Annotated in this window: 17 protein-coding genes and 1 pseudogene; 5 read left to right on the top strand and 13 right to left on the bottom strand. The window is 70.1% G+C overall.

The genetic code is table 11. The annotated features are described in order from the left end of the window. Position 1: 1 nt before the first annotated feature. From ACZ7NC_RS29305 to ACZ7NC_RS29285, 5 genes are all read right to left on the bottom strand, one after another. On the bottom strand, positions 2-2,338 hold the full coding sequence (locus ACZ7NC_RS29305; RefSeq protein WP_471492492.1) for an ABC transporter permease: 2,337 nt from the start codon (positions 2,336-2,338) through the stop codon (positions 2-4). After that, the gene (locus ACZ7NC_RS29300; RefSeq protein ID WP_471492491.1) at positions 2,335-3,024 is read right to left on the bottom strand and encodes an ABC transporter ATP-binding protein; all 690 of its coding nucleotides are present in this window, start codon (positions 3,022-3,024) and stop codon (positions 2,335-2,337) included. The genes ACZ7NC_RS29305 and ACZ7NC_RS29300 overlap by 4 nt, the downstream gene beginning before the upstream one ends. Continuing rightward, on the bottom strand, positions 3,021-3,545 hold the full coding sequence (locus ACZ7NC_RS29295; RefSeq protein ID WP_031483740.1) for a PadR family transcriptional regulator: 525 nt from the start codon (positions 3,543-3,545) through the stop codon (positions 3,021-3,023). Before ACZ7NC_RS29295 ends, ACZ7NC_RS29300 begins: the two co-directional genes overlap by 4 nt. Before the next feature lie 152 nt (positions 3,546-3,697). Further along, the gene (locus ACZ7NC_RS29290; RefSeq protein ID WP_471492490.1) at positions 3,698-3,943 is read right to left on the bottom strand and encodes a type II toxin-antitoxin system antitoxin; all 246 of its coding nucleotides are present in this window, start codon (positions 3,941-3,943) and stop codon (positions 3,698-3,700) included. Further along, the gene (locus ACZ7NC_RS29285) at positions 3,940-4,896 is read right to left on the bottom strand and encodes an SPFH domain-containing protein (protein ID WP_471492489.1); all 957 of its coding nucleotides are present in this window, start codon (positions 4,894-4,896) and stop codon (positions 3,940-3,942) included. Before ACZ7NC_RS29285 ends, ACZ7NC_RS29290 begins: the two co-directional genes overlap by 4 nt. Positions 4,897-5,164: 268 nt before the next feature. Here ACZ7NC_RS29285 and ACZ7NC_RS29280 point away from each other — a divergent pair, with 268 nt between their 5' ends. Next, entirely contained in the window at positions 5,165-7,564 is a 2,400-nt protein-coding gene (locus tag ACZ7NC_RS29280) for a transglycosylase domain-containing protein (protein ID WP_471492488.1), read from the top strand. Positions 7,565-7,634: 70 nt separating this feature from the next. On the opposite strand, the gene ACZ7NC_RS29275 is transcribed toward ACZ7NC_RS29280, so the two are convergent. The 4 genes from ACZ7NC_RS29275 to ACZ7NC_RS29260 form a co-directional block, all read right to left on the bottom strand. Continuing rightward, positions 7,635-9,776 (bottom strand): SpoIIE family protein phosphatase, encoded by a 2,142-nt coding sequence (locus tag ACZ7NC_RS29275; protein ID WP_471492487.1) that lies wholly within the window; start codon positions 9,774-9,776, stop codon positions 7,635-7,637. Between the two features lie 277 nt (positions 9,777-10,053). Beyond that, positions 10,054-10,755, bottom strand: coding sequence for a cytidylyl-2-hydroxypropylphosphonate hydrolase (fomD, locus tag ACZ7NC_RS29270; protein ID WP_471492486.1), 702 nt, complete (start codon positions 10,753-10,755; stop codon positions 10,054-10,056). Between the two features lie 72 nt (positions 10,756-10,827). Next, a complete protein-coding gene (locus ACZ7NC_RS29265; RefSeq protein ID WP_471492485.1) occupies positions 10,828-12,213 on the bottom strand; it encodes a class II fumarate hydratase in 1,386 nt (461 codons plus the stop codon). 430 nt (positions 12,214-12,643) lie between these two features. Then, positions 12,644-14,311, bottom strand: a complete 1,668-nt coding sequence (locus ACZ7NC_RS29260) for a fumarate hydratase (protein ID WP_471492484.1) — start codon at positions 14,309-14,311, stop codon at positions 12,644-12,646. 180 nt (positions 14,312-14,491) lie between these two features. On the opposite strand from ACZ7NC_RS29260, the gene ACZ7NC_RS29255 reads away from it, so the two are divergent. Both ACZ7NC_RS29255 and ACZ7NC_RS29250 read left to right on the top strand, forming a co-directional pair. Next, a complete protein-coding gene (locus tag ACZ7NC_RS29255; protein ID WP_471492483.1) occupies positions 14,492-15,175 on the top strand; it encodes a DUF1707 SHOCT-like domain-containing protein in 684 nt (227 codons plus the stop codon). A 175-nt stretch (positions 15,176-15,350) separates the two neighbouring features. Then, the gene (locus ACZ7NC_RS29250; RefSeq protein WP_147993479.1) at positions 15,351-15,728 is read left to right on the top strand and encodes a WhiB family transcriptional regulator; all 378 of its coding nucleotides are present in this window, start codon (positions 15,351-15,353) and stop codon (positions 15,726-15,728) included. Between the two features lie 153 nt (positions 15,729-15,881). Here ACZ7NC_RS29250 and glpX read toward each other — a convergent pair whose 3' ends face one another. Continuing rightward, positions 15,882-16,919 carry a class II fructose-bisphosphatase gene (gene glpX / locus ACZ7NC_RS29245; RefSeq protein ID WP_471492482.1) on the bottom strand — a complete coding sequence of 346 codons (1,038 nt, stop codon included), beginning with the start codon at positions 16,917-16,919 and terminating at the stop codon, positions 15,882-15,884. A gap of 127 nt (positions 16,920-17,046) precedes the next feature. On the opposite strand from glpX, the gene ACZ7NC_RS29240 reads away from it, so the two are divergent. Continuing rightward, complete coding sequence (locus tag ACZ7NC_RS29240) at positions 17,047-17,568, top strand: DUF4245 domain-containing protein (RefSeq protein ID WP_471492481.1); 522 nt, start codon at positions 17,047-17,049, stop codon at positions 17,566-17,568. A 64-nt stretch (positions 17,569-17,632) separates the two neighbouring features. Here the strand turns inward: ACZ7NC_RS29240 and ACZ7NC_RS29235 are convergent, their stop codons facing one another. The 3 genes from ACZ7NC_RS29235 to xseA form a co-directional block, all read right to left on the bottom strand. Then, the gene (locus ACZ7NC_RS29235; RefSeq protein WP_471492480.1) at positions 17,633-18,223 is read right to left on the bottom strand and encodes a malonic semialdehyde reductase; all 591 of its coding nucleotides are present in this window, start codon (positions 18,221-18,223) and stop codon (positions 17,633-17,635) included. Between the two features lie 198 nt (positions 18,224-18,421). Next, entirely contained in the window at positions 18,422-18,676 is a 255-nt protein-coding gene (locus tag ACZ7NC_RS29230) for an exodeoxyribonuclease VII small subunit (protein WP_471492479.1), read from the bottom strand. 9 nt (positions 18,677-18,685) lie between these two features. Continuing rightward, positions 18,686-19,906, bottom strand: coding sequence for an exodeoxyribonuclease VII large subunit (gene xseA / locus ACZ7NC_RS29225; RefSeq protein WP_471492478.1), 1,221 nt, complete (start codon positions 19,904-19,906; stop codon positions 18,686-18,688). 175 nt (positions 19,907-20,081) lie between these two features. Between xseA and ACZ7NC_RS29220 the strand changes: the two are divergent. Next, positions 20,082-20,427: pseudogene (locus ACZ7NC_RS29220) on the top strand (4-hydroxy-3-methylbut-2-enyl diphosphate reductase); the annotation flags it as partial.

The raw sequence follows: 20,427 nt of genomic DNA, 5'->3' as shown, positions 1-20,427 counted from the left end.
GTCACTCCGTGCGCAGGCCGTCCGGGCGCATCAGGCGCAGCAGCGGCGGCAGGCTGAGCAGCGTCACCGCGAGCACGACCGCGGCGCCGATGCCCGTCATCGACAGCACGCTCGCCCAGTCCACGCGCACCGACGCGTCGACCATCCTCAGCAGCACCGCGCCCAGCGTCAGTCCCACCACCGACGCCAGCAGCAGACCCAGCGCGATCGGGATCGCCGTCTGCCACAGCACCGACAGACTCAGCGTGCGGCGCCGGGTGCCGAAGGCGACCAGCGACGACAGCAGCTTCTTGCGTTCGCGCAACTGCTCCAGCTGGGAGACCAGCAGGCTCGCGCCGATCAGCAGCAGCACGCAGGTCGCGCCGACGAACAGCCCGGTGCGGATGGACTGGAACTGCAGCGAGCGCGTGGTCGCCGTCAGGGTGTACACGTCCGACACGGGGTCGAGCCGGGCGGCGGTGTTGCGCGCGTAGTCGGCGGCGTCCGGCTCCGACAGGTCCAGCGAGAGGTACACCTGCTGGCTCAGGCCGGCCTTCGCGCCCTCGGGCAGCGCACCCCGGGTGAACAGCAGGCCACTGCGCTCGTAGCCGGTCGGGTCCGCGCGCTGCTCCGCCGTCTCGATGCCGGAGGGCACCTTCCAGGCCACCGTGTGGCTCGTCGTCCCGGGATATCCCGGGTCGAAGTACAGGGTGCCGCCCGGCTCGGTGAGCTTCTTCGTGTCGCTGTCGTACTCGCCGCCGAGGATCTGGAAGACGTCGCCGTCGCGGCACGAGGCGAGGCGCGCCACCTCGCGCAGCTCGGCGCAGCTGCCGACGGCCACTTCCACCGACTTGTCCGGTTCCTTCGCCCGGTCCCCGGCCGAACCCAGGGAGAGGGCCGACGCATGGCGTACGCCCTTGGTCTGCCCCAGCTGCCGGCCGACCTCGGCCAGCGGGACGTCGCCGTGCACGGAGACCTCCATCTGGGCCCGGTTCAGGTCGTCGCCCGTGGGCTTGGTGTAGTCGCCCTCGACCCCGGAGAAGAGCATCTGCAACGCGATCGCCCCGGCCACCGCGACGGCGATGCCGTTGACCATGCGGGCGGCCGTGCCGCTGCTCAACTGGAGCCTGCGGACGGCCAGTTGCCAGGAGACCGAGCCGGAGTTCAGCCGGGCCACCACGGCCTCGACGATCCACGGCAGCAGCGCCGTGATGCCGACCAGCAGCAGCACGGTGCCGCCGATCACCATCCACTGGTTGAAGTCCCCGTTGGTGTTGCCCTGTCCCACCATCGGGTACAGCAGGGCGAGGCCACCCAGCGGCAGCAGCAGCCGCCACCACAGTCGGCGGCGCGGGGGCTTCGCCGTACGGACCACGCCGAGCGGCTCGATGACGACCCCGCGCAGCGCGAACAGCGTCACCAGGACCGCCGCGGCCGGTACCGCCACGGCGACCAGCACCGCGAGCGCCGGCGACGGGTTGAGGTCGCTGGGGAACACGCTGACGTCCCGCACCTCCAGCAGGGCCGCCAGCTGACGACCCGCCAGGAAGAAGCCGGTGCCGAAGACGAGCCCGAGCAGCGCCCCGGCGAGCGCCTCGCCGCCCGCGATCCGGCGCGCCATCCGCCCGTCCGCGCCGACCAGCCGGAGCGCCGCGAGCCGACGGTCCCGGCGCTCGCCGCCGAAGCGCACGGCCGCCGCGATGAACACCGCGACCGGCAGCAGCAGGACGATGAAGACGATCAGGACGAGCAGAAGCAGCACCGGGTCCAGCGGGTCCTCGCCGTTGCCGGCGGAGGGGCCGAAGTAGTCGATGCGCTCGACGGTGCCGCCGGACAGCTGGTCCGCCAGGCCGGAGGCGCCCGCGTAGTAGGCGAGTTCACCGGGCCCGATGAGCCCGGCCTGGGCGATGGTGCCGGTGACCCGGTAGGGGACGCGGTCGCGCAGCAGCTTGCCCGAGTCTGACTTGAGCAGCCGGTCCAGTGCGGGCGAGACGACCATCTCGCCCTTCGCGGGGAACTTCTCGACGCCCGGCGGCAGCGGCGCACGCGCCCCCTCGGGCTCCAGCAGCCGGCCGCGTACGTCCTCGCTGCGGAAGACGGTGTCGGTACGGGCGATGACCAGCGTGTCGTCCGACTTCGGCAGCACCTCCCCGCTGTACGTGAAGTCGTCCCGGGCGCTGCTGCGGTGATCGCGCTCGGACAGCGCGCTCGGGACCGCGGTCGTCAGCAGCAGCAACGCCACTCCGAGGCCGACCCCGACGGCCGTCAGCAGGGCCCGGACCCAGCCCTCACGTCCGCCGGCGAAGGCGAACCGCACCCCCATGGCCAGATCCCCGGCCCACTGCCCCCGCCCCTTCATACGACGCGCTCCATGTCCCGGGACTTGCCGTCCCGTACGACGATCTCGCGGTCGGAGTAGGCGGCCACCCGCGCCTCGTGCGTGACCAGGACGACGGCGGCGTTGGTGGAGCGGGCGGCGTCCGTCAGCAACTCCATGACGCGCTCGCCGTTGAGGGAGTCGAGCGCGCCGGTCGGCTCGTCGGCGAACAGCACGCGCGGGTTGGTGACCAGCGCACGGGCGACGGCGACGCGCTGTCCCTGACCGCCGGAGACCTCGCCGGGCCGCTTCCTGCGCAGGTCGTCGACCTCCAGCCGCTCCATCCAGGACAGGGCGGCTTTCTCGGCCTCCTTGCGCGAGGTGCCGTTCAGCCGCAGCGGAAGGGCGACGTTCTCGACGCAGGTGAGCTCCGGCACGAGCTGCCCGAACTGGAAGACGAACCCGAACTCGGAGCGCCGCAGGGCGCTGCGCCGGGCGTCGCTCATGGTGGCCAGCTCGTGCCCGTTGTAGGTGATGGAGCCCGAGTCGGGCGGCACGATGCCGGCGAGACAGTGCAGCAGGGTCGACTTGCCGGAGCCGGACGGCCCCATGACGGCGACGACCTCGCCGGGGTGGATGGAGAACTCGGCGCCGTCGAGGGCGAGGGTCGGGCCGTAGGCCTTGCGCAGGTCCTCGGCCGCGAGCAGGGAACCGGGAGGCGGAGTCACTTGGCCACCACCTCGGCCAGCTTGTCGAGGCGCGCGGCGGTCAGTTCCAGCCAGCGCAGGTCGGCCTCGAGGTGGAAGAGGGCGTGGTCGCAGATGAGCTGGTCGGCCAGGTCCCCCTTCCGCTTCCGGTCGGTGAGTATCCGCATCATCCGCAGGTGCTCGGCACGCTGGGTGTCGAGGATGTCGGCGGCGTTGCGCCGGGTGAGCAGCGCGAGGACGACCTTGGTGTACAGGGTCGACTGGAGGTACGGCTCCGGCTTCTCGGGTGTGGCGAGCCACCTCTGTACGTCGGTGATACCGGCGTCGGTGATCGCGTACCGCTTCCGCTCGGGCCCGCCGCCGGGCTCGATCCCGTCGACTTCGACGAGGCCGTTCTTCAGCAGCCGCGACATCGTCGAGTAGACCTGGCCGTAGTGCAGCGGCCGGTCGTGACCGAACTTCTCGTCGAAGGCCCGCTTCAGGTCGTAGCCGTGGCGGGGGCCTGATTCCAGCAGCCCTAGAAGGGTGTGACCAATGGACATGCCAAGACTCTACACGGGGTGTATACGCGGCATGTATACGTCGAGTGTGTAGATCATGGCGGTGGGTACGCCGGCCCAGGTGAGGGCCGATTGTCACGGTTCTGCTACTGGGTTCTGATGCCGGGTTGATGCCGGTTCTGATGTCCGTTCCGCTACTGGGACTCGGGTGGATTCACGGGAGGGCGGCCGCGGCGCGGAATCGGCCTGGCCTCGCCCGGCAGCCGGCCCGCCTCGGCGAGGGCCCGCCGCAGCAGGAACTCGATCTGGGCGTTGGCCGAGCGCAGCTCGTCGCCCGCCCACCGCGCGAGCGCCTCGTACACGGCCGGGTCGAGCCGCAGCAGCACCTGCTTGCGCTGCGGCCGACCTTGCGGGGCTGAGCCCCCGGAGGGAACCGTCACTGGTAGAGCGTCCCCGTGTTGAGGACCGGCTGCGGGGCCCGGTCACCGCACAGCACCACCATCAGGTTCGACACCATCGCCGCCTTCCGCTCCTCGTCCAGCTCCACGATGTCCCGCTCGGAGATCCGCGCGAGCGCGGCCTCGACCATGCCCACGGCCCCGTCGACTATCTGCCGCCGGGCCGCGACGACCGCCCCGGCCTGCTGGCGCTGGAGCATCGCGGAGGCGATCTCGGGAGCGTACGCGAGATGCGTGAAGCGCGACTCGATGATCTGCACCCCGGCCGCCTCCACGCGCGCGTGCAGTTCGAAGGCGAGCTTCTCGGTGATCTCCTCGGCGTTCCCGCGCAGCGACAGGCCGCTCTCGTCATGGGCGTCGTACGGGTACTCGATGGCGATGTGCCGCACCGCCGCTTCGGTCTGCGTGGCCACGAACTCCAGGTAGTTGTCCACCTCGAAGGACGCCTGCGCGGTGTCCTCGACCCTCCACACCACGACCGCGGCGAGCTCGATCGGGTTGCCGTAGGCGTCGTTGACCTTGAGCACGGCCGTCTCGTGGTTGCGGACCCGGGTCGAGATCTTCGTACGGGAGGTGAAGGGGTTCACCCAGCGCAGCCCGTCCTCCCGGATCGTCCCCCGGTACCGCCCGAAGAGCTGGACGACCCGCGCCTCGCCCGGCGCGACCATGTTCAGGCCGCACATGGCCAGGACCGCGGCGATGGCGACCAGGATGCCGATGATGATCAGTGCCGCCTTGCCGCCGGCCCCGGAGACCGTGCCGGATGCGGCGATCAGTCCCGCGCCGAGGAGCAGCCCGACCAGCCCCAGCAGCAGGGCGAGCCCGCCGCCGATGCTGTGCGCCGTGAACTCCCGTACGCGTGGCGCGGGCATCTCCGGTACGTCTGCGGCGGCGGATGCGGTGTCGGCCTTGTCGCCGGTGTTGTCGTTCGACATGGGTGATATCCCCCGTTTTCTTGTGAAGCCGTAGCGGGCCCCCACTAGCTTCGATCTATCTAAGTGATAACACATTACCCTGACCGAGCAACCCTATGCACCGCTGAGTCGTCGGTTCCGGTGGGACGGGTGCTGATTGTCACGTCCCCAAAAGACCGGATCGACCGGCCTTTGTCACATCTTCCGGTGTTAGCTTTCTGAGCTGACCTGAGCGGCGAACCTGTGTGGCAGCGGCACACACAAGAGCGAAGCGGAGCGGAACGGACCCATGGGACGAGCGGAAGAGAGACGAGCACGGCAGCGCGGTGGCCGCCGCGCGGCGCCCCGGCGTTCGTCCGGGACGCCGTCGAACACGGGGGCCGGCGAGTCGACCACCGTCATAGGCGCACCGTCGACCGCCGTCGGCGGCCGGGCCGCGGCCCGCCGGGCGGCCAAGGGCGGGAGCAAGGGCGGCAGCGGCAAGGGCCGCATACGCCGGCTGTTCACCTGGAAGAAGATCCTCGGCACGTTCCTCGGCTTCTGCCTGCTCGCCATCGGCGCCTTCATCGCGCTCTACCTCGCGGTGGACGTGCCCAAGGACAACGCCGCGGCCCAGGCCGCCCAGCGTCAGAGCAACGTCTACAAGTACAGCGACGGCTCGCCCCTGGCCCGCGACGGCGAGGTCAACCGCGAGATCGTCGACCTGTCCAAGGTGCCCAAGAAGGTCCAGTACACCTTTGTCGCCGCCGAGAACAAGACGTTCTACGACGACCACGGCATCGACCTGAAGGGCACCGCCCGCGGCGTGCTCAACACCCTGATGGGCAAGGGCGCGCAGGGCGGCTCGACGATCACCCAGCAGTACGTCAAGAACTACTACCTCAGCCAGGAGCAGACGGTCAGCCGCAAGCTCAAGGAGATGGTCATCTCCCTGAAGGTCGACCGCCAGATGTCCAAGGACGACATCCTCGCCGGCTACATCAACACCAGCTACTACGGCCGCGGCGCCTACGGCATCCAGGCCGCCGCCCAGGCCTACTACCGCAAGGACGCCGACAAACTCTCCGTCGCGCAGGGCGCCTATCTCGCCGCGCTGCTCCAGGCACCGAGCCAGTACGACTGGCATGCCGCCTCCGAGACGGGCAAGCGGCTGGTCACCAACCGCTGGAACTACGTCCTGGACAACATGGTCGAGGAGGGCTGGCTGGACCAGGCCGAGCGGCAGGGCATGACGAAGCTCCCGGAGCCGAAGGAGCCCAAGCCCACCGCCGGCCGGGAGGGCCAGAAGGGCTATCTGATCGAGCTCGCCAACCGTCAGCTGGAGGACCAGCTGATGAAGGAGCAGGGCATCACCCGCTCCCAGGCCGAGGCCGCGGTCGAGGACCAGGGCTGGACCATCACCCTGAACATCGACAAGAAGAAGCAGACCGAGCTGGAGAAGTCCGTCAAGGCGCAGCTGACCAGCAAGCTGGACAAGAAGAAGCGCAAGGTCGACGCGAACGTCCAGGCCGGCGCGGTCTCCGTCGATCCCAAGACGGGGAAGATCGTCGCCCTGTACGGCGGCGTGGACTACTTCAAGCACTACACGAGCAACGCGACCCGCACCGACTACCAGCCCGCCTCCACGTTCAAGCCGGTGATCCTGGCCGCCGCCCTGGAGGAGAGCGCCGAGACCCGGTCCGGCAAGCCGATCACCGCGAACACGATCTACGACGGCACGAGCAAGCGACCGGTCGTGGACGCGAACGGCAACAAGGTCGGCTTCGCCCCGGAGAACGAGGACGACCAGGACTACGGCGACATCACCGTCCAGACGGCGATGAACAAGTCTGTTAACTCCGTCTTCGCGCAGATGGGCGTCGACGTCGGCATGCCGAACGTCATGGACGTGGCCGGCAAGCTCGGCATGGACACCGCCAAGGAGCAGGCCGTACCCGCGCAGACCCTGGGCACCATGGGCGCGAGCCCGCTCCAGATGGCCGGGGTGTACGCCACCCTCGACAACCACGGCAAGAAGGTCACACCCGGCATCCTCAAGAAGGCCGAGCACAACAGCCGTACGGTCGACATCCCCGACCCGGTCGGCGAGCAGGTCATCAGCCCCCAGGCCGCCGACACGGTGACCTCGGTGCTGACGGGCGTGGTCGACGACGGTACGGCGCGCACGTCCGTGGCGAACAACCCCAAGCGCGACGGCCAGAAGGTCGCCGGCAAGACCGGTACCTCCGACGACAACAAGTCGGCCTGGTTCACCGGCTACACGCCCGACCTGGTCACCTCGGTGGGCCTGTTCGGCGAGGACGAGAAGACCCACGCGCAGACCAAGATGTACGGCGCCGGCGGCTTCGAACGCGTCAACGGCGGTGGCTTCCCGGCGCAGATCTGGGCGGACTACATGTTCGGAGTGACGGCCACGGACGCCAAGTTCGACCTCGACACCGACCAGGGCGCGGCGGTCCAGCCGACGTGGACCCCGACACCGACCGAGGAGCCGACGACGAAGGAGCCGACGGAGGAGCCGACGACGGAGGAGCCGACGGAGGAGCCGACGACGGAGGAGCCCACGGAGGAGCCGACGACGGAGGAGCCAACGGAGGAGCCCACGACGGAGGAACCGACGGACGAGCCGACATCCACGCCGACGGACGACATCACCCTGGATCCGGTGAGACCCGGAAACGACCAGTAGGGCAGGTCCGTTGCGTCAGCGTCCCTTCAGGGGCGCGGGGCCGTGTTTGATCTGCGGCTCCGCTCGGCGCTCAGCTCCGATTCAACTCGAACCAGACGACTTTCCCGGTGCTCAACCGAGTGGCCCCCCATCGCCGGGCCAGCCGATTGACCAGGTAGAGCCCTCGCCCACCCTCATCCGTCGCCCGAGCCTGCCGCAGTCGCGGCAGCTGCGGCACGTCGTCGCCCACCTCGCAGCGCAGCACATCCGTTCGCAGCAGTCGTAGCGTCACCGGCCGCGAGGCGTACCGCACGGCGTTCGTCACGACCTCGCTGACCAGCAGCTCGACCGAGTCGGTGAGTTCCTCCAGGCCCCAGCGGGCCAGGGCGCGCCGGGCCAGGCGCCGGGCACGGCCGGGTGCCGCGTCCTCCGGCTCCAGGAACCAGTACGCCACATCGCTCGGTGCGATGCCGTCGAAGCGGGCGGCGAGCAGGGCGATGTCGTCGTCGCGGTCGCCGGGGCCGAGCATGTCGAGGACCTCGTCGCACAGGGCTTCGAGGGGCGGCGGGTGGTCGGGGCCGGTGAGCTGCGCGGTCGCGGCGAGCTTCTCGCGCAGCTGCTCTATACCGGTCCATACGTCGCGCAGACGGGACTCGACCAGGCCGTCGGTGTACAGGAGCAGGGTCGCCCCGGCGGGTGCGTCCAGTTCCACGGCCTCGAAGTCGACGCCGCCGACACCGATGGGTGCGCCCGCGGGCACACGGAGCACCTCGGCCCGGCCGCCCAGGTGCAGCAGAACGGGCGGCGGGTGGCCGGCGTTGGCGATGGTGATGCGGTGCGAGACCGGGTCGTAGACCGCGTAGAGACAGGTCGCCATGCGGTCCGTGCCCAGGCGCTGGGCCTGTTCGTCGAGGTGGTGCAGGACCTCCTGCGGGGGCAGGTCGAGACCGGCGAGGGTCTGGGCCGTCGTCCGCAGCTGGCCCATGATCGCGGCCGAGGTCATGGAGTGGCCCATGACGTCACCGACGACCAGCGCCACGCGGCTGCCGGGCAGCGGGATCGCGTCGTACCAGTCGCCGCCCACCCGGGCCGTCTCGGCCGCCGGGAGGTAGCGGGAGGCCAGCCGCACGCCGGTCGGGCGGGGGAGGGTCTCCGGGAGCATGGTGCGCTGGAGCTCGTCGGCGATGTACGCCTCACGGCCGTACAGCACCGCCTTGTCGATGCCGAGCGCGCTGTGCGTGGCGAGCTGGGCGGCGACCAGGAGGTCGTCGGGCTCGAAGGCGAGGCGCTCCGGGCGGCGCAGGAACACCGCGGCGCCGATGACCCGGCGGCGGCCGCGCAACGGGGCGAGGATCGCGCGCTGCCCGTCCGGGATGATCAACTCGCCGTCGTCGCCGAGCAGTTCCGGCAGGGCGGCGCGGGCCGCAGGCGCGTCGGCGAAGACGGGACGTACGCCGCGCAGCACCTCGGCGAGCGCGCCGCCGGGCCGCACCTCGCACAGTTCGGCGGTGAGGGCGGACAGTTCGGACAGCTCGGACGGCTCCGGCTGCTGTGCCCCCGCGGGCAGGAAGCCGCCCTCGGTGTCCCGCTCCTCCGGGATCCGGTCGGTACGGCGCAGCCGCAGCACGACCGGGCCGGTGGGCCGCTCGTCGCCGACCGGCAGCGGATCGCGCAGATAGACGAGGATCGCGTCGGAGAAGGTCGGCACGGTCGCCCGGCACAGCCCCATCACGATCTCGTCCAGGTCGATGCCGCGGGCGATCCGCCGGGTGGCTGCGCCCACGAAGCGCAGCCGGTCACCGTCCCGCCGCATGGGCGTGGGCCGGCCGGGCTGCAGGCCCTGTCCGGTGCGCCGCTCGGCGGAGGCCGGCGGCTGCTCGGTGCCGGGCTGCGGCGGGATGGCCTCCGGGGCGGGGCGCGGCCGGTGGCTGTCGGGCTCGGCGGCGACGGAGGGCTGCGAGTGCTCGGGGCCGTTGCCGGCGATGACTGAGGGCTCCTTGCTCGGGCCGGACGGTGCGGTGGTGCCCGGCGTGGAAGGGGTCTCTCCGGTGCGCGCCTGCGCCGGTAAGGCGGCGGCGCCTCCGGCTCCGCCGCCAGCGGCGTGCGGCGGCGTGGAGTGCGCTGTCGAGGGTGTCGAGGTACGCACGAGCGCCCCGCGGGGCTCCGCGGGGTCCACGCCCGTCTCGGGGCGTTCGAAGGAGGTCGGCTGCTCCGTCACGCCTTTCGAATCCATCCGTCCGGGGCTGCGCGCCACGCGTGCAGTTCGTCCCGCCGAAACTCCGATACCCGGAATACATGCCCCAGGAACGGATTTTCCGCGTGGCCAGAGGCAGTTCCTGTGCCGCCGGTGGAGCGTCTGCCCGTCCCGGCATTGCCCTGGTAACCCTCGCTCACGTCCTGCCGCCCCTCGGTGACGATCGGTCAAGCCCGGCACGCACTCCGGTAGTTGCCCTTGCGCGCCCTTGCGGAGGACGATCCTACGTTTGTTGCCCGGGGGCGCATCAAGGGTCTCATGAGGACATGTGCGCGGGCGTGCGATCCCAGTCCTCAGGCAAAGAAGGTACAGCCCAGGAGGGATCCGGGCGCCAGTTCTGCCAGCCGTCGGTGAACGGCGGCCCCCAGGCGCGGATCACCTCCACCGCCTCGTGCCCCGCTTCACGCACCCGCGCGGCCAGCCGGTCGTCCACCAGCCCGTCCTGCTGGGCCTGCGCGAACTCGTCCTCGTCCCGCCAGTGCCAACTGCGGTCCGGGTGCACGGAGATGTCGAGGAAGTGGTCCTCGGAGTCGACCCCGCCCGACCAACGGGCCAGCGGCTCCTCAAGATTCACGTACCAGTTCTTGAAGCGCCATCCGGGCTCCCAGAACAGCCACACCGACCACGGCTCACCGGGCCGCGCGAGCTTGAGCACCCCGGTCCCGAACCACCGGTCGCGCTGGACGGAACGCGGCTTGGTGTACCGCGTCCTCAGGGGTTCCTCGTGCACGGACGTCCCGTCGGCGAGCACCGGCTTGACGCACTCGGTCCCCGGCGCGAGCCATACGGCGAGAAGCTCGGCGTCATCGCGTACGACGGTGACCGGACGCGCGATGTGGAAGCGACGGCCGCCGTTCTCCCGGTACCGCCACAGGATCTGCGCCCCGGGCGCCCAGAGGCCCGCCGACCCGCGTCCGCCCGCTTCCACGTCCGTCGTCATCGCTCCACCGTCTGCCATGTACAGATATTAGGTGCCACAGGCATACGACGCTGCGGCGCCCGTCACGGTTCACGCAGCCGTGATCATCGGTTACGGCCGCGTCATCCGCAGGACGTCGAGCGCCTCGTCCAGCTGCTCGATCGTGAGGTCGCCGCGCTCCACGTACCCGCCTTCCAGGACGACTTGGCGAATCGTCTTCCGCTCGGCTAGGGCCTTCTTGGCGACCTTGGCGGCCTCCTCGTACCCGATGTGCTTGTTGAGCGGCGTGACCACGGACGGCGACGACTCGGCGTACTCCAGGGCCCGTTCGCGGTGCGCGACGATGCCGTCGACGGTGCGGTCGGCGAGCAGCCGGGAGGCGTTGGCGAGCAGCCGGATCGACTCCAGGACGTTCTTCGCGATGACCGGGAGCATCACGTTCAGCTCGAAGTTGCCGGCGGCCCCGGCGGTGGCCACGGTGGCGTCGTTGCCGACGACCTGCGCGGCGACCATGAGCACGGCTTCCGGAATGACCGGGTTGACCTTGCCGGGCATGATCGAGGAGCCGGGCTGGAGGTCGGGGAGGCTGATCTCGGCGAGCCCGGTGCGCGGCCCGGAGGACATCCACCGCAGATCGTTGGCGATCTTGGTCAGCCCGACCGCGATCGTCCTGAGCTGCCCACTGGTCTCGACGATCCCGTCCCGGGCGCCCTGCGCCTCGAAGTGGTCCCGCGCCTCGGTGAGCGGGAGCCCGGTGGACCGGGCCACCTCCTCGATGACGGCGGCGGAGAAGCCGGGAGGGGTGTTGATGCCGGTGCCCACGGCGGTACCGCCCAGGGGGAGTTCGGCGAGCCGGGGCAGGGACGCCTGGAGCCGCTCGACTCCGTACCGCACCTGGGCGGCGTATCCGCCGAACTCCTGCCCCAGCGTCACGGGTGTGGCGTCCATGAGGTGGGTCCGCCCCGACTTCACGACATCGGCGAACTCCTCGGCCTTGCGCTCCAGCGACGAGGCGAGGTGCTCCAGCGCCGGGACGAGGTCACGGGTGACGGCGGCGGTCGCGGCGATGTGGATGGAGGAGGGAAAGACGTCGTTGGACGACTGGGACGCGTTGACATGATCATTGGGGTGGACGTCCCGCCCGAGCCGCTCGCTCGCGAGGGTGGCGATGACCTCGTTGGTGTTCATGTTGGACGAGGTCCCGGACCCGGTCTGGAACACGTCGACGGGGAAGTGCTCGTCCCACCGCCCCTCGGCGACCTCACCGGCCGCCTCCTGAATCGCCTCGGCGATCTCCTTGTCGAGCACCCCGAGCCGCGCGTTCACCTTGGCGGCGGCACCCTTGATCCGGGCGAGGGCCTCGATGTGGGCCCGCTCGATGCGCTGCCCGGAGATGGGGAAGTTCTCGACGGCACGCTGGGTCTGGGCCCGCCACTTGGCGTCGGCGGGGACGCGTACTTCGCCCATGGAGTCGTGCTCGATGCGGTAGTCGCTCATGCCTGGGTAAGCGTGGCGGACGACGAGGTTGTTCCTCCCATTGCCCCGTCCGTGGCGCGAGACACCGTTCAACACCGGCACAGGCCCTCACGGCCGCCTCGGCTGGGGCTTCGCTTCTTGGCGCCGGTGGAGGGATTTCAGCCGGTCCGGTGTTTGAGGCTGAGTCTGTGCCGTCCCTGGCCCCCGCCCACCCGGCCGGGGCTTCGCTATTCGGCCGCGGGTCGAGGCATTCCAGCCCGTCCGGCGTTTGAGGACGAGGCCCGTTCAGGGCCGACAGCGGGGGTCTGGGGGCGGCAGCCCCCAGAAAGCACCCGGGGTCGAAGGGGCAGCGCCCCTGGAGGATGGGACGGGTAGGGGCGGCGGGGGCGAGAACCCGTCCCCACCGCACCGCAGGCCCCACCGCACCGCAGGCCCCACCGCACCGCAGGCCCTACGCCAGCCCAGGCCCCCGTACCGGAATCGACGTGAACGTCGGCTGCGGCGCCGGGTCCTGGAAGAAGTCGTTGCCCTTGTCGTCCACCACGATGAACGCCGGGAAGTCCTCGACCTCGATCTTCCAGACGGCCTCCATGCCGAGCTCCTCGTACTCGACGACCTCGACCTTCTTGATGCAGTCCTGGGCGAGACGGGCGGCGGGCCCACCGATCGAGCCGAGGTAGAAACCGCCGTGCGCATCACACGCGTCCGTCACCTGCTTGCTGCGGTTCCCCTTCGCCAGCATGACCTTGGACCCGCCCGCCGCCTGGAACTGCTCGACATAGGAGTCCATACGACCGGCCGTCGTCGGCCCGAAGGAGCCGGACGCATAACCCTCCGGCGTCTTCGCCGGACCCGCGTAGTACACCGGGTGGTCCTTCAGGTACTGCGGCATCTCCTCACCCGCGTCCAGCCGCTCCTTGATCTTGGCGTGCGCGATGTCACGAGCCACGACCAGCGGACCGGTGAGGGACAGACGGGTCTTCACCGGGTACTTGGTCAGCTCGGCGAGGATCGCATCCATCGGCTGGTTGAGGTCGATCTTGACCACGTCACCGTCGCCCTCGAGGTGCTCGTCCGTGGTCTCCGGCAGGAACCGCGCCGGGTCCGTCTCCAGCTGCTCCAGGAACACACCCTCGGCGGTGATCTTCGCGACGGCCTGACGGTCGGCCGAGCAGGACACGGCGATGGCCACCGGGCACGACGCACCGTGCCGCGGCAGCCGCACCACCCGCACGTCGTGGCAGAAGTACTTGCCGCCGAACTGCGCCCCGATCCCGATCTTCTGCGTCAGCTCGAAGACCTTCTCCTCCAGCTCCTTGTCCCGGAACCCGTGCCCGAGCGGCGAGCCCTCGGCCGGGATCTCGTCCAGGTAGTGCGCGGAGGCGTACTTCGCGGTCTTGAGGGCGTATTCGGCGCTCGTACCACCCACCACGATCGCCAGGTGGTACGGCGGGCACGCGGCCGTACCCAGCGAACGGATCTTCTCCTCCAGGAACTTCATCATGGAGGCCTCGTTCAGAACGGCCTTGGTCTCCTGGTAGAGGAAGGACTTGTTGGCCGAGCCGCCGCCCTTCGCCATGAACAGGAACTTGTAGGCGCCGCCGTCGGTGGCGTACAGCTCGATCTGCGCCGGCAGGTTCGACCCCGTGTTCTTCTCCTCCCACATGGTGAGCGGAGCCATCTGCGAGTAGCGCAGGTTGAGGTTCAGATATGCGTCGTAGATGCCGCGCGAGAGGGCCTCCTCGTCGCCGCCCTCGGTCAGCACGTTCTGCCCGCGCTTGCCCATCACGATCGCCGTACCGGTGTCCTGGCACATCGGCAGCACGCCCGCCGCCGCGATGTTCGCGTTCTTCAGCAGGTCCAGCGCCACGAACTTGTCGTTGCTCGACGCCTCGGGGTCGTCGATGATGCGGCGCAGCTGGGCCAGGTGGGCCGGGCGCAGATAGTGCTGGATGTCGTGGATGGCCTCCTCGGCCAGCTTGCGCAGCGCCTCGGGCTCCACCTTGAGGAACGTCCGACCGTCGGCCTCGAAGGTGGAGACACCTTCGGAGGTCACCAGCCGGTACGGGGTGGTGTCCTCTCCCATGGGGAGCAGATCGGTGTACGCGAACTCAGGCATGTCGCCCATTCCTCACTAAACAGACAGCGCGGCCGGCCTCCATTGGCAAGCGCCCACCAGCGTAGAACCTGCCGCTGACAGTGAGCTTGTGAGGTAAGGCTCAGTTCGATGCCGTGAGGAAGGGGGTGGGGCGAGGAAAGGGGGCTATCGCGATCTATCGTGTTTGGGTACGCTGCTGCCGTGGACCTTCAGAAGCGCACCGCACCCGCTGCCGCCACCGAACTCCGTGCCTCCGACGCCGATCGCGACCGGATCGCCGACATCCTGCGCGACGCCCTGGGCGAGGGCCGCCTCACCGCCGACGAGCACGCCGAGCGTGTCGAGGGTGCCTTGGCGGCGAAGACGGTCGGTGAACTGGATGTGTTCATACGGGACCTGCCGGCCGCGCACCAGCGCCGCGCACCGCATGTCCCCGCCCCCAGCCGCCCGGCCCCCGGCGCGATCCCGGACGACCCCGACGACAACGTGGTCGCGGTGTTCAGCAGCGCAGTCCGCAGGGGCCGCTGGCGCGCGGGCCGCCGTATCCATGTGTACGCGATCTTCGGCAGTGTGGAGATTGACCTCAGCGAGGCGCTCTTCGAGTACCAGCAGGTGGTGATCCGGGCGATCTCGGTCTTCGGCAACGTCGAGGTCCGCGTCCCGGAGAACGTCTCGCTGCGCGGCACCGGCGGCGGTGTGCTCGGCAATTTCGAGGTGGACCATCTCGACGCCGAGGACCCCCAGGCGCCGGTCGTCCATGTCGACGGCTGGGCCGTGCTCGGCAACATCGAGGGCAGGCCGAAGCGGGGCAAGGTCGTCGCGGACATCCTCGATCGTGTTCAGCGCAAGGTCGACAAGAGTTTGCGCAAGCATCTGGATCGTTGACGGTTGTGAAGTCAACCGCCTCCGGCCCGCCCCGCGAAGGCCTCGGAGGGCCGCACAGCACTGCGCAGTACCCCCCGAAATCCAGCGCTTCGGAACTGGCTGCATAGGCGCGCGCACAGCGGGTAGACCTTGCTGCATCGTCTCTCGCTCGCGAAGCCGTCGTCAGGAGTAGACCGTGCTGCAACCGCCGCATTCGTCCCTGCAGGTAGCTGCCGTTCCGGCCCAGCGGGTGCCAGTGCGAGACAGGGACCAAGACGCCCCATGGCACACCGAGGCCGTGTGCCGCCGCGACGAGGCCGGCCTGTTCTTCGCCCCGTCCAAGGAACCGACCGCGGCCCGCCTCTCCCGTGAAGAGGCGGCCAAGCGGGTCTGCGCCCGCTGTCCCGTCATGGTCGAGTGCCGCGAACACGCCCTCCTCCAACCCGAGCCGTACGGCGTCTGGGGCGGCCTCACCGCGGCGGAACGCCGAGTGGTGCTGGCCCGGCGCCGCCGCCGCGACATGGAACTGAAGAAGGCGGCGAGGGCGACCAACCGCATAGCGCAGGCAGGCTGAGCAACAAAAATTGGGCGCCCCCTCCGCACCGGGGGCGCCCTTTTCGGCCAAGGGGAGCGGGCCGACCCAAGGGGCGCGGGGAACTGCGCGATCAACCACACACAACCGGTGGCCGCCGACGATCCGCAGTCCCGAACTCCTGGGCGCTACTCACTACTTCGCGCGGTCGAAATCAATCGCGCTGTACGCCCGCAGCTTGCTCAGCCGGTGCTCCGAGTCGATCCGCCGCACCGTCCCCGACTTCGACCGCATCACGATCGAGTCGGTGGTCGCGGTCTCCGACCGGTACCGCACACCCCGCAGCAGCTCACCGTCGGTGATGCCCGTGGCGACGAAGAACACGTTCTCCCCGGCGACCAGGTCATCGGTCAGCAGCACCCGGTCCAGGTCGTGCCCGGCGTCGATCGCCCGCTGCCGCTCCTCGTCGTCCTTCGGCCACAGCTTGCCCTGGATGGTCCCGCCGAGGCACTTCACGGCACAGGCCGAGATGATCCCCTCCGGCGTACCGCCGATACCGAGCAGCATGTCGACCCCGGTGCCCTCACGCAGCGCGTAGATCGACCCCGCGACATCGCCGTCGGAGATCAGCTTGATCCGCGCACCGGCGTCCCGGATCTCCTTGATGATGCCCTCGTGCCGGGGCCGGTCCAGGATGACGACGGTGACGTCCTCGGGCGTGGACCGCTTCGCCTTGGCCACCCTGCGGATGTTCACGGCCACGGGCGCGTCGATGTCGACGAAGTCCGCGGCCTCGGGGCCGGTGACCAGCTTGTCCATGTAGAACACGGCGGACGGGTCGAACATGGAGCCCCGGTCGGCGGCGGCCAGCACGGAGATCGCGTTCGGCATGCCCTTCGCGGTCAGCGTGGTCCCGTCGATCGGGTCGACGGCGATGTCGACCTCGGCCCCGGTTCCGTCGCCGACCCGCTCCCCGTTGAAGAGCATCGGCGCTTCGTCCTTCTCGCCTTCGCCGATGACGACGACGCCGTTCATCGACACGGTGTGGACGAGGGTCCGCATGGCGCGCACCGCGGCGCCGTCGGCGCCGTTCTTCTCGCCGCGCCCGACCCAGCGGCCCGCGGCCATCGCCGCGGCCTCGGTCACACGGACCAGCTCCAGGGCGAGGTTGCGATCGGGGGCTTCGCTCGGTACTTCGAGCTCGGACGGCAGATGATGATGATTCTCGGTCATCGGAGCGCACCTTTCTGATACGACGACGGCCGGATGAGGGTGACCTCCCTGACTCTATCCTCGGGCGCGCAGAATGAGCAGGGGGCCCCACGGATGAGCAGGCAGGGCACCTGCGACGATAGGGGGCGTGGCAGGTTCGAACGCTAAGCAGAAGTCAGTCCGCAACATGGTCCTCTCGCTCGGAGTGACCGTGCTCGCGGCGGGAGTCATCTATCTCTTCGTTCCCCATGAGGACGGCGCTCCCGACCTGCCGAAGGTCGACTACCGCGTCGAGCTGCTCACCGCCCGCCGCGCGGCGTCCTACCCGGTGGCCGCGCCCGAGGGCCTGTCCGACTCCTGGAAGGCGACCTCCGTCCGCTTCAAGGGCGACGACTTCGACGCCTGGCATCTCGGCTTCCACACCTCCGGCGGGGAGTACGTGCAGGTCGAGCAGTCGGCCGAGAAGCCGGCGACGTTCCTGGAGAAGGCCACTCAGGGCGGGCGGGCCACCGAGGTCACGGAGAAGATCGGCGACCGGACCTGGACGCGGTACACGGGCGGCCGCTACGACGCGCTCGTGCACCAGGAGAAGGGCGCGACGACCGTGGTGGCGGGCACGGGGTCCTTCGCGCAGCTGACGCAGATGGCGCAGGCGCTCAAGGCGCAGTGACCCTGCCCGGACGACGAAGGCCCCCGATCGCCGGGGGCCTTTCGTGTGCGCGGGTCCGGTCCGGTCAGACCGTGGTGACGACCTGGTCGAAGTCCAGGCGCGGGGAGCGCGGGTACCAGGCGTCGGCGCCCGGCTTGCCGATGTTGACGACCATCAGCGGGGTGTGGTCGTCGTCCAGGAACTCCTTGCGGACGCCCTCGAAGTCGAAGCCGGTCATCGGGCCGGCGGCCAGCCCGGCGGCGCGGACGCCGACGATGAAGTACGCGGCCTGAAGGGCGGCGTTCATCCCGGCGGCGTGCTCGCGGGCCGCGCGCTCGCTGAAGAAGACGTCCTTGGCCTGCGGGAACGCCGGGAACAGGGTCGGCAGCTCCTCGTGGAACTCGTTGTCCGCGGAGAGGATCGCGACCAGCGGGGCGCTGGCCGTCTTGGCCTGGTTGCCCTCGGCCATGTGCTGCACCAGGCGCTCGCGGGCCTCGGCGGAGCGGACCAGGGTGATGCGCAGCGGGGTCTGGTTGAAGGCGGTGGGGCCGTACTTGACCAGGTCGTAGATCGCCTGGACCTGCTCCTCGGTGACCGGCTCGTCGGTGAACGTGTTCGCGGTGCGGGCCTCGCGGAAGAGGAGGTCCTGGGCGGCGGGGTCAAGAACGAGAGACATGCGTGAACCTTCTCGAGAAGTACGGGTGCGTGTACGGGTGCGTATACGTCGTTTACGTCGTTTATGTCGTTGCGCGTAAGCGGACCGGGGACCGCTTGACGGTCTCGACCGTACGCGAGACAAGTTCAAGGTTCAACGAAACCCAGGGTGTGGTGATCCGCTTCACAGTCGCACCAGACTTCTACGGAGCGGCCCGCCCTACGACTCGCCCCCGCCGTCCTCGCGCTCGGCCAGCGCCTGCTCGGCCTCGGCCTCCTCCGCGAGGGCCGCGTCCAGCCGCGCCCGCGCCCCGTCGAGCCAGCGCCGGCACACCTTGGCCAGCTCCTCGCCGCGCTCCCACAGCGCGAGGGACTCCTCCAGCGTCGTACCGCCCGCCTCCAGCCGCCGTACGACCTCGATCAGCTCGTCCCGGGCCTGCTCGTACCCGAGCGCCTCTTCCACCTTGCTGGTCATGCGCCCACCCTATGCATCGGCTCGTGCGTCGACTCGTACGGAGAACTCACCCTCGGCGACCCGCGCCCGCAGCGCCTCGTCCTCGGTCACCTCGTCCGGATCCCGGACCACATGCCCGTCGGCCCGCTGGAGCACCGCGTATCCCCGCTTCAGGGTCGCCGCGGGGGACAGGGCCACCACGCGCGCGTGCGTGTGCGTCAGCTCGGACTCGGCGCGGTCGAGGAGGTGGCCCAGGCAGCGGCGGCCGCGGTCGAGGAGGGAGGCCACCTGGTCGGCCCGCTCGTCGATCATCCGGTGCGGATCCTCTATCGAGGGCCGCGCGAGCGCATGGGCGAGCCCGCGCTCCTCCCGCTCGACGAGCGCCTCGACACACCGCCGGGCCCGGTCGCGCAGCAGTCTCACGCGCTCGTACTCCTCCCCGACGTCCGGTACGACCTTCTTGGCCGCGTCGGTCGGAGTGGAGGCCCGCAGGTCGGCGACATGGTCGAGGAGGGGGTTGTCGGGCTCGTGCCCGATGGCGGAGACGACCGGCGTACGACATGAGGCGACGGCCCGCACCAACTGCTCGTCGGAGAAGGGCAGCAGATCCTCCACGCTGCCGCCGCCGCGGGCGACGATGATCACATCCACGTCGTCCATCTCGTCGAGCTCCTTGACCGCCTGCACCACCTGCGGCACGGCGTGCACACCCTGCACGGCGACATTGCGCACCTCGAAGCGGACGGCGGGCCAGCGGTGGCGGGCGTTCTCAAGGACGTCCCGCTCGGCGGCCGAGGCCCGTCCGCAGACGAGCCCGATCAGCTGGGGCAGGAAGGGCAGCGCCTTCTTCCGCTCCGGCGCGAAGAGCCCCTCGGCGGCGAGGGACTTCTTCAGCATCTCCAGCCGTGCCAGGAGTTCGCCGACGCCGACCGGCTTTATCTCGGTGGCGCGCAGCGAGAGCTGGCCTCGCGGGGCGTACCACTCCGGTTTGGCCAGTACGACGACCCGGGCGCCCTCGCTCACCACGTCGGAGACGGCGTCGAACACCTGCCGGTAGCAGGTCACGCTCACCGAGATGTCGTACGACGGATCCCGCAGCGTCAGAAACACGACCCCGGCGCCGGGCCGCCGCGACAACTGGGTGATCTGCCCCTCGACCCATACCGCCCCGAGCCGGTCGATCCACCCCCCGATGAGCCGCGACACCTCACCGACGGGCAGAGGGGACTCCGGGGTCGTGTTGACAGCCATGCCGCGAGCGTAGCGGCCACGACCGACAACACGGCCCAGCGGACGTGGGCTCGGCGGGAGCGAGGAAACCCCTGGCCTCGCCCGTCGCCCCGGTCCCACCCCTCACAGCCCACCGCCAGTCTCGCCACCAACCCGTCACCCGTGCGATCTTCGAGCCCCCGGAAGCACCCTTACGATGGGACGCATGACTGCTTCGCCTGGCCGCCGTGTCCTGCTCGCCGCCCCCCGTGGCTACTGCGCGGGTGTGGACCGCGCCGTGATCGCCGTCGAGAAAGCCCTCGAGCAGTACGGCGCTCCGGTGTACGTCCGGCACGAGATCGTCCACAACAAGTACGTCGTGCAGACCCTGGAGAAGAAGGGCGCCATCTTCGTCGAGCGGACGGAGGAGGTACCGCCGGGCAACATCGTCATGTTCTCGGCGCACGGCGTCGCCCCCGTCGTCCACGACGAGGCCGCGCGCGGCAAGCTCGCCACCATCGACGCGACCTGCCCGCTGGTCACCAAGGTCCACAAGGAAGCCG

It is taken from the genome of Streptomyces sp. NPDC111802, from assembly GCF_055634335.1.
Note: the sequence above shows the minus strand (reverse complement) of the source record. Positions and strands in the feature narration are given on the sequence as shown.

Excerpts from the sequence above, each read along its gene's own strand:
- ACZ7NC_RS29305 (WP_471492492.1), bottom strand. The coding sequence starts at position 2,338 with ATGAAGGGGCGGGGGCAGTGGGCCGGGGATCTGGCCATGGGGGTGCGG.
- ACZ7NC_RS29295 (WP_031483740.1), bottom strand. The coding sequence starts at position 3,545 with ATGTCCATTGGTCACACCCTTCTAGGGCTGCTGGAATCAGGCCCCCGC.
- ACZ7NC_RS29285 (WP_471492489.1), bottom strand. The coding sequence starts at position 4,896 with ATGTCGAACGACAACACCGGCGACAAGGCCGACACCGCATCCGCCGCC.
- ACZ7NC_RS29280 (WP_471492488.1), top strand. The coding sequence starts at position 5,165 with ATGGGACGAGCGGAAGAGAGACGAGCACGGCAGCGCGGTGGCCGCCGC.
- ACZ7NC_RS29275 (WP_471492487.1), bottom strand. The coding sequence starts at position 9,776 with ATGGATTCGAAAGGCGTGACGGAGCAGCCGACCTCCTTCGAACGCCCC.
- fomD (WP_471492486.1), bottom strand. The coding sequence starts at position 10,755 with ATGGCAGACGGTGGAGCGATGACGACGGACGTGGAAGCGGGCGGACGC.
- ACZ7NC_RS29265 (WP_471492485.1), bottom strand. The coding sequence starts at position 12,213 with ATGAGCGACTACCGCATCGAGCACGACTCCATGGGCGAAGTACGCGTC.
- ACZ7NC_RS29260 (WP_471492484.1), bottom strand. The coding sequence starts at position 14,311 with ATGCCTGAGTTCGCGTACACCGATCTGCTCCCCATGGGAGAGGACACC.
- glpX (WP_471492482.1), bottom strand. The coding sequence starts at position 16,919 with ATGACCGAGAATCATCATCATCTGCCGTCCGAGCTCGAAGTACCGAGC.
- ACZ7NC_RS29235 (WP_471492480.1), bottom strand. The coding sequence starts at position 18,223 with ATGTCTCTCGTTCTTGACCCCGCCGCCCAGGACCTCCTCTTCCGCGAG.
- ACZ7NC_RS29230 (WP_471492479.1), bottom strand. The coding sequence starts at position 18,676 with ATGACCAGCAAGGTGGAAGAGGCGCTCGGGTACGAGCAGGCCCGGGAC.
- xseA (WP_471492478.1), bottom strand. The coding sequence starts at position 19,906 with ATGGCTGTCAACACGACCCCGGAGTCCCCTCTGCCCGTCGGTGAGGTG.